The 15,713-nt window shown below is 35.7% G+C and carries 10 protein-coding genes; 1 reads left to right on the top strand and 9 read right to left on the bottom strand.

All coding sequences use genetic code 11. The features are described from left to right. Positions 1 to 26 precede the first annotated feature (26 nt). The 9 genes from ACIQ4I_RS13430 to ACIQ4I_RS13390 form a co-directional block, all read right to left on the bottom strand. The gene (locus ACIQ4I_RS13430; RefSeq protein ID WP_403096589.1) at positions 27 to 3,179 is read right to left on the bottom strand and encodes a DEAD/DEAH box helicase; all 3,153 of its coding nucleotides are present in this window, start codon (positions 3,177 to 3,179) and stop codon (positions 27 to 29) included. 191 nt (positions 3,180 to 3,370) lie between these two features. Then, positions 3,371 to 4,183 carry a GH25 family lysozyme gene (locus ACIQ4I_RS13425; RefSeq protein ID WP_403096587.1) on the bottom strand — a complete coding sequence of 271 codons (813 nt, stop codon included), beginning with the start codon at positions 4,181 to 4,183 and terminating at the stop codon, positions 3,371 to 3,373. Positions 4,184 to 4,511: 328 nt separating this feature from the next. After that, on the bottom strand, positions 4,512 to 4,961 hold the full coding sequence (locus tag ACIQ4I_RS13420) for a hypothetical protein (RefSeq protein WP_403096585.1): 450 nt from the start codon (positions 4,959 to 4,961) through the stop codon (positions 4,512 to 4,514). Positions 4,962 to 4,976: 15 nt separating this feature from the next. Beyond that, entirely contained in the window at positions 4,977 to 6,275 is a 1,299-nt protein-coding gene (locus ACIQ4I_RS13415) for a replicative DNA helicase (RefSeq protein WP_403096583.1), read from the bottom strand. A 1-nt stretch (position 6,276) separates the two neighbouring features. Next, positions 6,277 to 7,029, bottom strand: a complete 753-nt coding sequence (locus tag ACIQ4I_RS13410) for a conserved phage C-terminal domain-containing protein (RefSeq protein ID WP_403096580.1) — start codon at positions 7,027 to 7,029, stop codon at positions 6,277 to 6,279. Positions 7,030 to 7,110: 81 nt separating this feature from the next. After that, on the bottom strand, positions 7,111 to 7,422 hold the full coding sequence (locus tag ACIQ4I_RS13405; RefSeq protein ID WP_403096577.1) for an ORF6N domain-containing protein: 312 nt from the start codon (positions 7,420 to 7,422) through the stop codon (positions 7,111 to 7,113). Between the two features lie 166 nt (positions 7,423 to 7,588). Continuing rightward, positions 7,589 to 9,094, bottom strand: coding sequence for a sodium:solute symporter family protein (locus tag ACIQ4I_RS13400; RefSeq protein WP_403096575.1), 1,506 nt, complete (start codon positions 9,092 to 9,094; stop codon positions 7,589 to 7,591). Positions 9,095 to 9,179: 85 nt separating this feature from the next. Further along, on the bottom strand, positions 9,180 to 9,932 hold the full coding sequence (locus tag ACIQ4I_RS13395; protein ID WP_403096572.1) for an SDR family NAD(P)-dependent oxidoreductase: 753 nt from the start codon (positions 9,930 to 9,932) through the stop codon (positions 9,180 to 9,182). Next, entirely contained in the window at positions 9,932 to 11,671 is a 1,740-nt protein-coding gene (locus ACIQ4I_RS13390) for a methyl-accepting chemotaxis protein (RefSeq protein WP_403096569.1), read from the bottom strand. Before ACIQ4I_RS13390 ends, ACIQ4I_RS13395 begins: the two co-directional genes overlap by 1 nt. A gap of 912 nt (positions 11,672 to 12,583) precedes the next feature. Here ACIQ4I_RS13390 and ACIQ4I_RS13385 point away from each other — a divergent pair. Next, entirely contained in the window at positions 12,584 to 15,637 is a 3,054-nt protein-coding gene (locus ACIQ4I_RS13385; protein ID WP_403096566.1) for an efflux RND transporter permease subunit, read from the top strand. Positions 15,638 to 15,713 lie beyond the last annotated feature (76 nt).

Below are 15,713 nucleotides of genomic sequence, written 5' to 3'. Positions count from 1 at the left end.
AACTTCAAAATTGAAGTTCTTTCTATTTATAGAATATTTTTATTTGCTTTTGGTACTAAATAAGCAGGCATTTCTTCTTCAAGTTTCCATATAATGCTCATTGGTTTACTACCTGAATGACTTACATAATTAGCAGTTCCCAGAAAGATAAATGGTGATGTATAGCCATTTTCTTTTTTAAATTCACGGACAAATAATGCTATTTGATGATTTTCTTTTTTGTGAGTAATATAGCGTCTAGCCGTATTACTTTCTTCTCCTACCCTACTTTGCGTTTGCCAGTGGAAAAGTTTTTCATTGATTGCGTAATCATCGTATAAAGTGGATGGGGAAAAGTCTTTGTCTGATTTATTTAAAGTGACAAAAAAGACATCCAGTTTTTTATCTTTAAAATATTTTACACCTTCTCGGAAAGCTGGACTTTCCGTTTCATTGTAATATCCTAAACCTGCTAATGCTTGAGCAGTATTATATTTACAATGAACACCTAAAGGGGTTTCAAAGTTTAAGTCATTTTCAATCTCCATCATTTCAATGGAACTAAACAAATAGCGAAGTATTTCAAGTATCTCTTCTTTACATTTTGGATTCGATAATATGTTACTAATTCCTTCCTCTATTGAAGGAAAGCCTTCATCCTTGGGATACTTTTTATAAAATGAATAGTAGAAAATTGCAAGCATCGTTTTTTCTTTATTATTATTTGTTTCAGGATTTTCAATGTACTTTATCAAAAAGCTTAGTAACTTCGTTGAATTGAAATGAAATAAATTAGGTAATCGTTTTGTAAATTCCTTTTCTTCAGGAAAATCAAATTCTAAAGCCTTTCCTGCTCTAACTTTCAATCTATTAAAGCTACGATCACCATTTTTACCATAAAAATCGTAAATTGAAAGATGATGATGTGTTAAAAAATTTGAAAGTGTAAGTGGAATACCCGCGTCTTCCTCAAAATACTTTATCTTCGTAATTAAATTATTAGCATTATTTTGGCTGCTTCTAACATTTCTCAAAATATAATCTTTTGCAAGTTTTTCTAATTGGACAAAGCAGCCTTTAGGCAAATGTGAAAATCCATTCTCAAGATAATATTGAACTGAGTGTTTTGTCTTCCCCATTAAAGCTCTAAATTTCTCTTCAAAATTATAATCTTTATGTGCTTGTCCTACAAAATCTAAAACAGTTAAACAATCTTTCTCATCTGCTAATCGCAAACCACGTCCAAGTTGTTGCAAAAATACCGTTAAACTTTCAGTTGGACGTAAGAATAAGATTGTATTGACTTCTGGAATATCAATTCCTTCATTATAAAGATCCACAACGAAAATGAATTTAATGTCACCGTTTAGTAAGCGTTGTTGTACTTTCCCTCGAATTTCCTTATCTACGTTACCGTATAAAGCAACTGCGGGAATTCCTACTTTACAAAAGAAATTTGCCATATATTTTGCGTGTTCAATAGAAACACAGAAACCAAGGCCTTTTACTTGTTCAATATCCGTTACATATTTATAAATACTATCTATAATCTGTCTACTTCGAAGATCGTTTGATATATAAACATTCTCCAATTCTTTTATATCATAACCTTTTCTACTCCATTTTAATTGTTCCAAATCGACTGTATCACTGACACAAAAATATTGGAATGGACATAATAACTTTTTATCAATTGCCTCCGTTAACCGCATTTCTGCAGAAATCGTATCATCAAAATAAGATAATATACTTTTGCCATCATTTCTCTCTGGTGTAGCAGTTAAACCTAACAAAATATTGGGTTCAAAGTGATTGAGTAGTGTTTGATAAGATGTTGCTGCCGCATGATGAAATTCATCTACAATGATAAAATCATAAAAGTCACTTGTTAGTTTTTCATAAAGTTTCTTACTGTTTAAACTTTGGATACTGACAAATAGATGGTCTAAAGAATCTGGTTGATGATTCCCTACTAACATTTCTCCAAAATTCGGATCTCTTAAAATGGCACGAAAGGTTTCTAAGCTTTGTTTAAGTATTTCTTCTCGGTGTGCCACAAATAATAATTTTGCTGACGGATTTTCATTTTTAAATTTTTTATAGTCAAAGGCAGAAATGACAGTCTTCCCTACACCAGTTGCAGCAACAAGTAGATTCTTATACCGACCAAATACTTCTCTTTCGACCTGCAGTTTTTCTAAAATTTCCTTTTGATAAAAATATGGCCGTATCTCAAATAAATAATAATGTGTTTTATCTTCATGTACTTTTTCTTTTGATAAGGCATGTTTTAAATGTTGTTGATCTTGGAAACTATCAGGACAATACTCTTTAAACTCGTTGTCATTCCAATAGCTTTCAAACGTTGCTTCAAATTTCTTTAGAATATCAAAAGAATCCTTCTCTGTTACTTTCACATTCCATTCCAATCCAGATGTTAAAGCAGGGTTAGACAGGTTTGAGGATCCAATATAAGCCGTACTAAAACCAGTTTCCCTCTTAAAAAGGTAAGCTTTTGCATGAAGTCTAGTCCGTTCAACATCATATGAAATCTTCACGCTTGTATTTGGCAATTTACTCAATTCTTGAATTGCTTTGTAATCAGTTGCTTCCATATAAGAGGTCGTAATAACCCTTAACTTATTATTGGGATTTGCAGTAAATGTTCTTAACTCCTCAATAATACATCTCAACCCACTCCATTTGATAAAAGAAACAAGCATATCAATTGAATTAGACGTTATGATTTCTTTCTTGAGTTCACCTAACATATTCGGTTCATAATGCGAACCAGTAAAGAGTGAACTTTGTGCTAAAGGCGTTACTGGACGAATTTCTTCTCCCTTTTTTATACTTCTCACTGAATTTATACGAGAATAGACCGAAGTTAGAACTTCTCCTTCTTCTTCAATATGTAATTGTCGAAACTCCTCTTCCTCTAATCGTTCACTTAATATTGTAATGATGTCATTACAAGTCTCAATTTGTTTGATCAAGGCATCACGATCATTTGTTTCATTGTCACGCACAAACTTTAAAGCTTTTCTAGTTATAAGGGAAATGTAGGAAGCCAGTATTTTCTGTGCTTCTTCCACATCCATTTTCTCTTTTCCCACCACAAAGGTATCTGTATCTAGCTCTAATAGTTCATCTTTTAATTTCTGATTAATAATTTCTTCGTATAGTCCTTGTTTAAGCATGACATTACTCCTTGCAGTTCTCTCTAGTTTCATTCCCTATACTTCTTATACAAAATTTTACCATATAGTAAAATAAAAAACACCAGATCATCAAGGTATGATTAAGCTATAAATTTATGGTTGAGTTTCTACTCTTGAACCAAAAAAGTAAAAAATGCCCCTCACCTAAATTGGTAAGGGGCTTTATCTACTTAGTTCAATTTAATTTTTTGACCAACATAAATTAAGTTTGGATTTTTGATTTTGTTTAGTTTCTGCAACTTTGCAATAGTGGTATTATTTTTTAATGCAATTTTGCTTAAAGTATCACCACTCTTAACAGTGTGAACATTATTAGTAGTTTTTATAGTTGATGTTTTTACTGTCTTAGCTTTCGATATTGCTACTGGTTTGCTGAATTGAGTAATTTTTTCCTCACCAGTAAACCATTTAAGTGATTTGCTACCTGTTAATCGGTTTAAGTCCACTCCAACATTAATCCCTGCAATCGTCCCTCGGTCAGTATATTGATGTAAATCACATGGAAATGCAGGTTGAATAATTGATTTACCTTCTGCAGCATACCGTGGAATCCAAACAAAGTCGGCTTTTGAATAATCCAAGTTAAATGACTCGTATAGATGATGTGCTACATAAATACCAATTTTTCCGGCTCCTAAACGACGAAGTTCAGCAATAAATGCATTGGTTCCTGCTCTCATATCACTCATAGTTTTGACTTCCACATCAGCTACAAAGAACTTCGGTTTGTGTCCGCCAGCTGTTGCACGATTATAGAAGTCTCTAGCTTCAACTTTGGCATCTTCTACTGATATGAAACGTGTAAATGCATATACGCCAAAAGGAATTTTATATTTATCACAACCATTAGCATGTGTTGCATAGACCGAATCTTTTGTTGTGGATCCGTCTTGCACTCTTAAAATTGTTAAGTCACACTCAGTCGCTAAAGCCTTGTAATCAACTTTTGGTTGCCATTTTGAGATATCTACGATTTTACCCAAATTAATTACCGCCTTTCGTTTTAGTATAACCATCACGATAATTACCAATTTCGAATAGTGCTGTTGCACTTAGTGCTGCAAATGCTCCTGCCTATATTCTAACTATCAAGTTTAAAAATAAAGAAGTTGAAGTTGAATACTGTGAAATAAGCAAAAATGAGCGCTAATACACCTATCAAAATAATTTTTAATTCTATTTCTATCGTCATTTGATCACCTCAATTTGTTTATCTATTTATTAGTTATGATATTAAATGGAATCTATTAATATTGTGCTTGAAGAGAAAATTCTGGGGGAATAAGAGACTGGCATCTGGATTCAAATATACTAACCCCCCACCTCCCCCAAATACAAAGGCACCTCAACCACCCTACCCAAAATCTCCTTAAAACTCTCCACCTTCCCCGTCCCAACATCATAAACCTCCCGATACAACCACTGCCGATGCACATTATGTATCCTCTTCGGCTTCCATTTATAAATGACTTCATGCAAATCAACAACCTGTTCAGGAGTTTCAGCAAAATAAAATGCATAGCTGTGAGGTCTATCCGAAACCTTCACCGCGTATAACAGGATTCTCTTCATGCCAAGTTCATCTCGTTCATACATTTCAAAAAATTCTTCCTTCTCCTGCTCCGTTAACTGAATCTCCATCAGCTTTTCTTTGCGATCTTCTTCTTTTATTTTCCCTCGCCCTATCACAAAGAAGATGAAATGAGCTAAAAATGATTCGTCATATTCAATGGCATCTTTTAATAACTCTTTGACAGTCACTATGCTCAACTCCACCTACTTTGCATGTTCATTATTAATATCTCGGATTTGACCTGTTGATTTGGAATAGTTTACAGGGACTGTACCAGTTGGGCCGTTGCGGTTTTTGGTGACGATTAGTTCGAGTACTTCTGAGACTTTGTTATAGTCCATGTTGCCTTCTGCTTCTAGTTTTTCGTAATAGTCTTGTCGGTATAGAAGGATGATGACGTCTGCATCTTGTTCGATATTGCCGGAGTCGCGTAGGTCGCTCATGAGTGGGCGTTTGCTGGCGCGATTTTCGACGCTGCGGTTTAGCTGGGATAGGCAGACGACTGGGCAATCGAATTCTTTTGCCATTTGTTTGAGTGCCCAGCTGATTTGGCCGATGGAAAATACTTGGTTAGTGGTAGCTTCTTCACTGGTGATAATTTGTAAGTAGTCGATGAAGATAATCGGTTTGCGCCCTTGGTTTTGATGGATGATTTTTCTTGCTTGTGCACGAATTTGATTGACGTTTATCCCCCCTCGATCGTCGATATGAATCATTGCTTTTAATAGTTTGTTTAACGTATTCAACCATTCATTCCGCTGTTTTTCTGAAAATAGATTGTAAGGGTCACGCATTTTCAATCTGCTAATTTTGCCACAGTCGGAGATCAATCGCTCGATGAGTATCTTCTTGCTCATTTCGAGTGAAAATACGATTGGTAAATAGCCTGCCCATCCTGCCTGAAGTGCAAAATAGTTCATGACATCCGTTTTCCCCATGGATGGTCTGCCTGCAATAATTGTCAGCTCACTTGGTCTGAATCCCTCAATGAGCTTTTCCAGATCCACTATGTTAGTCGGGACAACTTGTTGTGGTGGCATCGGTTTGAACGGAAGGTGTTCCAATTCAAGAAGGTCCTGTTGAATGTTTGTTTCAGTTGTGTGAAGATCTGTTTGCAAGTTGTCTAAAGCTTTTTGTACGGATTCAATGGTCCAATCGTCTGTATGTGCTTGAAACAAAATAGCGTTCTTTTTCTTTTCACGCCAAGAAGTGATGAGCATTTCACAATAGGCATCGAATTTTGGGCTACATGCAAAGTTGGACAGGCTCGCTAAGTAAGCCGCACCTCCTGAAACATTCGGGTCCAATACTTGAAGTAAAGTGATATAATCAACTGGTTTTCTGTCGCTTGCTAGGTTATACATTTCTTCAAAAATAGCAGCGTGACGATGGATTTGAAACATTTCTCTCCGAATATTGCTATCTGTAACGAGATTATTTTCCTCAAGCATAGTTCCTAAAATACTTTTTTCTAGAAGTTCAGCACTAATGTTTTTTGTCATTTTATTCTTCCCCCGCATTGAGATTGAGTTCGATTGGTTTGTAATGACTTGTCGGTTGATTCATCTGTGTTCCTTGCTCGTTGAGGTAATTTTCAAAGTTGGTTGGTCGAAATAAGGTACTTGGACGTAAATAGTATTTCATTTTCGGGTCATTTATCCATTGCTTAACTTTGTGATCAATGACTTTCCGAAAGTCAGCTAAATAATTGCCTTCGTTGATTCGTGCTTGGATGATTCTTTCATGCTGAGCTGTTACTTTGAATTTTTTTCCTGTTTTTTCATTCAAATAATGGATAACGGCAGCTGTTATCTCTTTTTTCTTCTTCTTTTCTTCTTTTAAATAAGGGGCCATCTCGATCTCTGTAAAGAGCTTCATCTGATCTGTTGACGTGGTTTCTTTTGAAATATTGGAAGAACCAATTTGAACCCCCAGGTCATGATAAAGAAGATCATAATGGATGCGATACCACTTTCGTTGGTCATACTTCGTCGAATTAAACTTCTTCGTAGAGATGATATAGTTCATTTTTTCAAGTTTAAGAAATGCCCGTTTAATCGTTGTGACCGATAAAAACGGAAATTGTTTAGCCCAGCTTTCATAGGTATGCTGATACCAAGTGTGGCCGTCGTCTTTTAGTGGTGAACCATTCAATCGATAATGCAGCTGTTGAAGTATCATGGCTTCATTAGTGCCTAACATAATTGCTAGATCTGGAATAACTAGAAGTGGTGTTTGGTCTATAATTAGTTTCATTTCGAATACCTCCAATTAAGTACACGCAGTAGCACCTGCCACTGCGAGTTAAATTAGTTGTTTTTGAGCTTGCATACATTCCTATTGCCGATTTTCTTCATAAAAGGTAAATACATTTTGCAAATAGGCATCCCATGAGCTGACATCCCTCAGGAATTTAGCTAATAAAAACGCCCCCTCCTCTGTCCATAAATAGAGAATGCATGCGTGCTTGGAATCCCCCAGCTCTTGTTTCACTTTGACAAGTTCATCCCCTGTCACTACAAAAAAATGCTTTCCTTCTATAAATTTGTTGCGCCTACGATCAAATCCCCTGATCAAACTTCTAGGCCCTACGCCCAGTCTTTCTGCTAAGTTCTTTGTTGTTAAAACAGCTAAATCTTTAAATATCATGTTATCTCCTCCTCATCTCTTAAATAGACAGATGTTTTGAAAAGAGGACAGGTTTGATGAAATTTTTTGTACAAAAAAAACACTCGATTTTGTTTTCGAGTGTTTTTGGTCTATTAACTAGTACGATTCTTCATTTATTTTTCTCGTTCTTTTACAATTCATCTATCTAGCTTGCAGTTGTTTTCAAATTTTCTATTTCTGCTTTACTTCCTACTTCATCTAATGATTTATCTTTCTCGATTTTATGCATGTCGAGAACGTGTTGTGAAGGAGGGATGATGAGACTTACAACAACGATTGTAATTCCAGAAATAACAACTCCTGAGAAACCAGGTATTAGCCACAGCTCACTTAACAATCCGATAAAGCCATCCGATTCAATTTTCGGTCCAGGAACATGCGTAAGAGATGTAACAATATAATAGACAAGTCCTACAGAGATACTAGCCCAAACAGCTGGTGTACTTACTCTTTTCCAGAATGGACCTAGGACAATTGGCCAGAATATCGTCACAAATATAATATCCCATGCTAGATAGGCTAAATCGATTACTTTTTGTGCACTGACAGCCAATATGAAACCTAATACAGCACTCACTAGAATCATTATTCTAGAGAATAATAATAACTTTTTTGGATCCGGATTCTTATTTATAAAATCGAGATAAACATTTTTCGTCATTATCCCTGATGTAGCAACGTAACAAGCGGCAACTGTTGACATCCCCATGGCTGCCATCGCTGTTAAGAAAATCGCTGATAACAATGGAGGGAAATAACCTTGTGCAAATGCTAACATCAGTGTTTCAGGATTAGAACTATTTGGGTAAATCGTTTTAAAAGCTTCTCCTAACATACCCGGCATCCAACTGATCGCTATAATGACGATACCTGCAATAATCATACTCTTTTGTGCTACACGCGGACTTTTTGCAGCAGCAACCCTTTGTCCTAAATCCACAGCTGGAATATCACCAAGCGCTAAAACTAAATAGAGTGTCCAAAATTCTACTCCACCCTTATTAAATAATTCACTTATATTCCACCATTCAGGGTTAAAAGTAATGTCAGGATAATAGAACATGATAAATATAGTGATGCCTAGAATCCCAGCGATCGCAAGTGTACCTTGAACCACTTCAGTATATGCAACAGCCCATAATCCACCTATAACGGAATATAACGCTGTTAAAGATACAAACAATATAGCAGCTGGTAAAAAATCGATTTGTAGAAGGGTTTGGATAATATATGTTCCCCCAACAGTTAGTGCACCAGCATTGAAAACGCCAAATGCGATTGCCATCACAATTCCTGTATACGCACCTAATTTTTTACTACCATATCGTAAGCCATAGTAATCTGCTAATGTCCAACCTCTTAATCTTCTAAGAGGTTTAGTCCATATTAAAGCACCTAAAATCATACATGTACCTAGACCACCCATTGTAGCAGATCCCTCAAATCCGCCACTTGTATAGCCTGAACCAACTGCGGCAAAGAAGAATGGAGCCGCTAATAATGCGGCAATCAAACTTCCCGTTACAACAGACAATGGCATACTCCAGCCAGCCACTATTAAGTCCTCAGCTGTCTTGACACGTTGATACCCCTTGAAACCAATATAATATATAAAAATCAAATACAAACTAAAAACGACTATATTCAACAATTCGATTACTCCCTAACTAAACATTATCCATTCATGCATTGAAACTCCGACTGCACCTACAAACCAATTAACCTTAACATCGACATTATCCATTCATAACTCCGCCACCATTAGCACCCAAAATTTGTCCTGTATAAAAATCAGCATTTTCTGATGCTAAAAACAAGACACTTTTGGCGATTTCTTCTGGTTGGGCTAATCTTTTTAATGGGTATTTTGCTGACTCTTCCTCGATGTAATTGTCACCGAAGGCTAACAAAATATCCGTATGTGTTCCACCTGGTGCTACAGCATTAACATTAATATGCGGTGCCAACTCTCTAGCCAATGATTTAGTAAAAGCATTAATACCACCTTTTGCAGCTGAATAATGCGCATATTCTTCACAACCTAAGCTCCCTAAGTCAGAAGAAATGTTAACGATTTTACCTTTATTTCTCTTCTTCATTCTTTTTGCTGCTTCTCGGCAATTATAAAAGCTTCCATAGAGATGAACCTTTATCATTTTGTCCCATTGTTCATCAGTCATTTCTGTTATGGGCGCATTTTGCGCAATTCCCGCATTGTTAACAAGGATATCAATCTCACCTAGCTGACGGTCCATGTACTGAAACAATTCAGTAACTTGTTGTGAATTTGATACATCCGCGTTGAATTTTAACGCTTTTACACCATATTCCTCCGCTTGTATACGAACAGTCTCTGCAACTTGATCGTCTCCTACATAATTGATCAATACATTGGCGCCTTCTTCAGCAAATGCTAATGCGATTGCTTTACCTATCCCCATACTTGAACCTGTTATAAGTACATTTTTTCCTGCAAGTTTTAAGTCCATTATTTTCCATCCTCTAATTCAAATTTCGTAATAAGTTCTTGCAATTCCTCTGCTGTATGACCTAAAGCAGCAGAAGCATCCTTTACTTCCTGCATCGCTACTAATTGCTCTTCAGTTGAATTTGAAACACTCAGTGAAAATTCTGCAGATTTTTGTGACGTCATTTTCATATTATTAAGCGATGCTGCAACTTCTTCAGATGCCGCAGATATTTGTTGTGAAGCAGCTGAGATTTCTTGAATTTGTTCTGCTACATCTTCCGTAGAATTCAATATGTCTTTGAAAATAGAACCTGCTTGCGTTGTATAATCTATTCCGACTTTTACATTTTCTTTTCCTTTTTCCATGACAATTATGGATGCATCTGATTCTGATTGAATCTCATTAATAATCTTGTATATTTCTGAAGCAAAATGAGAAGATTGTTCGGCTAATTTCTTAACCTCACCTGCTACTACAGCAAATCCTTTACCATGCTCACCAGCCCTTGCTGCTTCAATGGCTGCGTTGAGAGCTAATAGATTGGTTTGCTCTGCTATATCGGTGATAAAGTTCACAATTCCACTAATTTTACTTGAGTTATCATTTAGACCACGAATCGTAACATCCATCTGACTAACAGATTCTCTGATTAAATTCATTTGATCAATTATTTGCTGAATCACTTCATTACCTTGTTTCGCGGCATTTGTAGTAAGCTGAGATGATTCTGAAGCGGTATATGCTGACTCGGCAATTTTTTGTATACTTTCTGCTGATTCTCCCATTGCAAGTGCTGTTTCTTCAGTCATTACCAATGAAGTTTCAGCATTTTGGGCGATAAGTTCCATTTCTTTAGAAACTTGAGAAGCATTACTGTACGTTTCATTTGCATTCGCAGTCAGTTGGCTGGCTGATGAAGCCACGTTGTTTGATGTGTTTTTAATATTCGATATGATATGTTGTAAATTTGAAACCATTGTTTTAATGGATTGGGAAAGCTTTCCTACCTCATCATTTGAAGTCTTAAGCTCTACATCTTTTAAATCACCACTTGCCACTTGATTTGCAACGACTACTGCATTATTGAGTGGTTTGAGTAGACGAGTGATTGTGACATATAGGATGCCTAGTAAAATCAATAGACCTAAAACTGCCGTAATTATTTGTTTTGTAATACTTTTAGTAATAATCGTATTAATATAATCAGCTGAATAATCTATCCCTAATACTGCTACTGTCTTTCCACTTTCGTCTTTTAATGGCGCAAAAACAGTTCTCCATGAACCGTATGGATCCTTGAATATATTTGTTACTTCAGGTCGATCATTCTCTATAGCAAGTTTTGCAGCTTTTACATGAGCTGGGGCAAGATCAGTAAATATTTCCCCTGCATTATAAACATCATTTAAATTTTTTGTGTAACCAAGAGTGGTAACCCCATCCGGTTCCATTTTCCATATGTAACTCCAATACATAATTCCTTGTTTTTCTTTTATGTTGTCTAATTTGCTTTGCAAGTCCAGAAATTTCGGATCATTCTCTCCATTTACTGTTAGTAATTCCGATATCTCTTTCGGGCTTAGATTCATAGATGTCAATAAGCCGACACTTTTTAATTCTTGTTTAAGGTTCTTTTCCATTTGGCTTTGTAATTGCGTAATACTTTGAGTTGTAATTACTGCGAAAAGTGCAATTACAATAATTGATACTGTTAATAACAACTTATACTTTAATGAAAGCTTTTTAAAAAAACGCATAGTGACCCCTTACATCTCCTTCTACTTTTTTCTTGTTAGAGTAATATTGAATCAGTACATCTTGAATAACAAGCAAGTTTTTATTACAAATAACAACTTTAGACCCATTATTTTATAAATATCAATATTACAATAAGCCTACATATTATCCTCAAGAAATATAACATAGATTCTAATATATGGCAATAATACGTGTAGTTATATTCATCCATCTTTAATCAATTTCACCCTAAAAACCCATAAATTCATACATTATTTTCGCAAATAATTACATATAAAAAAATAATAGATTATGTCTTTTGTATCAATTTCAATAGAACATCCCATAAACACTATTGTTTTTAGTGGATATGTCTTTTGCTAAAATCCTAGACCCACAACTTATATGATTATTAATTTATACATTTCATTTCCTTCTCCTCAAATCAGTACGGTTCTAAAATGTAAAATTTATTGACTTTTTCCTTATTTTATTTCAAAGTATTGTAATATTTCACAATTAAAGTGGAACAAATACCTAATTTCCGTTAGAATTAAACTGAATATAAAGGCAAAGAAAGGTACTTTATCCATTAAACCCATTTTTTTACACAAATAATCCACTCAACAACGTTTTAGTTGAGGGCGCCATTATACTTAGATATTTTTTGGGTAGGGTCTTTCGATGTTTTCTTATATTCATTTCTTTCCCTAGAGCATCTAAGTCTCAGGTCTTAGAAAAAATAAGTACCAGGGCTGATTTGGGTTATTTTCATATTTATTACAATAAAAGGGAATGAAAATCAAAAGAAAGGGGAAAATGGTTGTATGGATATCACTAAAATTTTTATTTTCTAAAAAGTGTGATATTTCACTATGTATTCTACGTATATTTTATTTCGTGTTTAATTTGTTTTTAGGAGGAGATTTACTTTGTCGATTATTACCAAATGGGCTTTTGGTAACAAGCCCGCAGTCGCTTTTTTGACCGTTCTCATATTAATCATTGGTGTTGTTAGCTATTATAGACTGCCTATGGAGTTTTTACCCTCTGCGGATAATCCGCAAGTTACCATTATTTCGATGGGCCAAGGAACGGACTCCAAAACAATGGAATCTGAAGTCACTGATCCCATTGAGCAGGCCGTTAAAGGGTTAAAAGGAAAAAAATCCGTCTATTCAACGACTGGAGATGGATTTTCAAAAATAGATCTGAATTTCGAATCAGGCTATGATATGAAACAGGCTAAACAAGATGTAACAGAGGCAATTAGTAGAGTCACTTTACCTACCAATATCTCAAAGCCGATCATTTCACAGCTGAATACCTCTATGATTCCAATTGTCAACATTGCCGTTACCTTTAAAGATGGGTTGACGGATAAAAACAAGGAATTTGCACGTGAAGAGCTTCAATCTCGTTATCAAGAAATCAAAGGGGTTTCAAGTGTAGATGTTTACGGGATTACTGATTCTATCGTTTCAGTTCATTTAGATGATAAAAAATTGGCTAAAAACCAAGTCTCACTTCAATCAGTTATGGGTATTCTTCAGGGTCAAAACACCGCTGTAGCTGTTGGTGAAAAAAATATTGATGGCAAAACAAGTAATATCAAAGTCATCGGTGATGTCACAAGCATAAAAAAATTGCAAGATTTAACTGTAGCACCTGGCGTTAAACTTAGCGATATCGCAACAATTAAAGAAACAACGGATGCTAATTTCATCAGCCGTTTTAATGGAAAAGACAGTTTAAACATTAGTATCACTAAAGACAGTCAATCGAATGCGGTAGCGATTAGTAAAGAAGTTGAAAAAGTAACAAAAGAAATCAATAAAGAATATGATCAGCAGGACTCTGTCATTTATGTTTCTTCAGCTGATATGGTACAAAACTCTGTTCATACAATGATTAAAGAAGTGCTTATCGGGGCTTTGTTTGCTACGATTGTCATTATGCTCTTCTTACGTAATATCCGAACTACTATGATCACAATTGTATCGATTCCTTTATCACTTTGTTTCACCCTATTCCTATTATCAAGGTCTGGTGTAACATTGAATATTCTAACTCTCGGCGGTGTTGCTGTTGCCGTTGGACGTCTAGTGGATGATAGTATTGTCGTCATTGAAAATATTTTCCGTAAAATGCAAACAGAGAAATTCTCTGTCAGTATGGTAATTGATGCAACGAAGCAAGTAGGCGTTGCAATTACTGCTTCTACCTTAACAACTGTGGCTGTATTCCTACCTATGAGTCTGTTAAGTGGAAGCCTACAAGAATTCCTTTTGCCATTTGCGTTAACAGTTACCTATTCCTTACTTGCTTCATTGCTCGTTGCATTAACTGTAGTACCGTTAATGAGTGCTGGGCTATTAAAAAATACGAAGCTTCCGGAACATAAACCAGCTGTTCGTTTCCCTAAAATCGTGAATTGGTCCTTAAACCATAAATGGATTATCTTCTCGATTTCCGTGTTCTGTTTTATCGGATCCATCGGCGCTTACTTTATGATCCCAAAAGGTGCAGTTGATAACTCTTCAGCAGATTTTGTTACGGCAACGCTCACTTACCCGACTGATACACCTTTTGAAAAAGTAAAGGAAAATTCATTTGAACTTGAATCATCTATTCAAAAAATGGATAACGTCAAACAAGTATTTACACAGGTAGGCTCTTCTGCTGAAAATGCACAATACGGCGTAGTCGGCTCTTCAACAGAAGCATCCTATAGTATTCTATTGGACGATAAAAAGGACACAGATCAGGTAGTTAAAGCGTTAGAAAAGGAAAAAGGTCAATATCCAGATGCCACTTTAGAAGTTGCTGCATCCTCCTTTATGTCTGGCGGCGCGAGCACAAATATTACCATTGATGTAGTTGGTGATAATGTAGGTGAACTCGAAAGTGTAGCAACCAATATTAAAGATAAAGTACAAAATGTCAAAGGTGTCGAGAAAGTAACAACCAATCAGGAAGAAAAGAAAACTGTGTATTCCTTTAAGGTTAATCCATCAAAAGGAAACACGGAACAAATTGCACAGCAGTTAGGTGTCATGTTAAATAAAACACCAATTGGCACAATTGATTTAAAAGATACACAAAAAACAGTATTCCTAGAACCACTCATAGACACAAAAACACCTAAAGATTTAAAAAATATAAAAGTACAAACCAATTCTGGCCCTGTACCAGTATCATCCATTGCATCTTTACAAAGTGAAGAACGATCAACTAACCAATTCCATAAAGACGGGAAAACATACCTTCGAGTTACAGCAACTGTTGATCCTGCAAAACTATCTGAAATCTCACAAGATGTTAATACAGCGATTTACGGTGATAAAAAAGATAAAAAAGGAATTGATGTACCAGATAATATCAAGGTACTAGTCGGTGGAGCAAGTAGCGATCAAGCGAGTGATTTTGCCGATTTATTCCTTATCATGCTTGTATCAATCGGCATTGTCTTCTTGATTATGGTTATTACATTCAAGTCGATTAAAACACCAATTGCTATTTTGTGCTCTCTTCCACTTGCTGCTATTGGGGCTATTTTAGGCATCCTCATCAGTCGCATTTCAGTGGACATTACTGCACTTTTAGGTGCATTAATGCTAATCGGTATAGTTGTTACCAATGCCATTGTACTATTAGACCGCGTCAAGCAAAACGAACGCACGATGATTATTCGCGACGCACTCATCGAAGCAACAGCTACAAGAATGCGACCTATCTTCATGACCGCAGTAGCAACAATCTGTGCTATGCTTCCACTATTATTGAAAAAATCTGAGGCAGGAAGTTTAGTCTCACAAAGTCTTGCAGTTGTGGTGATCGGTGGATTAGCTATGGCTACCCTACTTACGCTGATCGTGATTCCGTGTGTATATGAATTGCTATACTTTAGAAAATCGAAAAAACAACGCATGAAAAAAGTAACTATAGAAGAAAGCTCAAACGATTCAGAATCAACGATTGCTTAATCACGTTGATATGAAGACGAGAAAAACCAGACTTTAGCTTGAGGGCTAGGTCTGGTTTTTATTTTATCCTTTTGCA

This window comes from Rummeliibacillus sp. NPDC094406 (assembly GCF_044763875.1).
Classification (GTDB): Bacteria; Bacillota; Bacilli; order Bacillales_A; family Planococcaceae; genus Rummeliibacillus.
Note: the sequence above shows the minus strand (reverse complement) of the source record. Positions and strands in the feature narration are given on the sequence as shown.

What these genes read in the sequence shown, in the direction of transcription:
- ACIQ4I_RS13430 (WP_403096589.1), bottom strand. Translation starts at nt 3,179, where the DNA reads ATGCTTAAACAAGGACTATACGAAGAAATTATTAATCAGAAATTAAAA.
- ACIQ4I_RS13395 (WP_403096572.1), bottom strand. Translation starts at nt 9,932, where the DNA reads ATGGACTTAAAACTTGCAGGAAAAAATGTACTTATAACAGGTTCAAGT.
- ACIQ4I_RS13405 (WP_403096577.1), bottom strand. Translation starts at nt 7,422, where the DNA reads ATGATATTTAAAGATTTAGCTGTTTTAACAACAAAGAACTTAGCAGAA.
- ACIQ4I_RS13390 (WP_403096569.1), bottom strand. Translation starts at nt 11,671, where the DNA reads ATGCGTTTTTTTAAAAAGCTTTCATTAAAGTATAAGTTGTTATTAACA.
- ACIQ4I_RS13415 (WP_403096583.1), bottom strand. Translation starts at nt 6,275, where the DNA reads ATGACAAAAAACATTAGTGCTGAACTTCTAGAAAAAAGTATTTTAGGA.
- ACIQ4I_RS13410 (WP_403096580.1), bottom strand. Translation starts at nt 7,029, where the DNA reads ATGAAACTAATTATAGACCAAACACCACTTCTAGTTATTCCAGATCTA.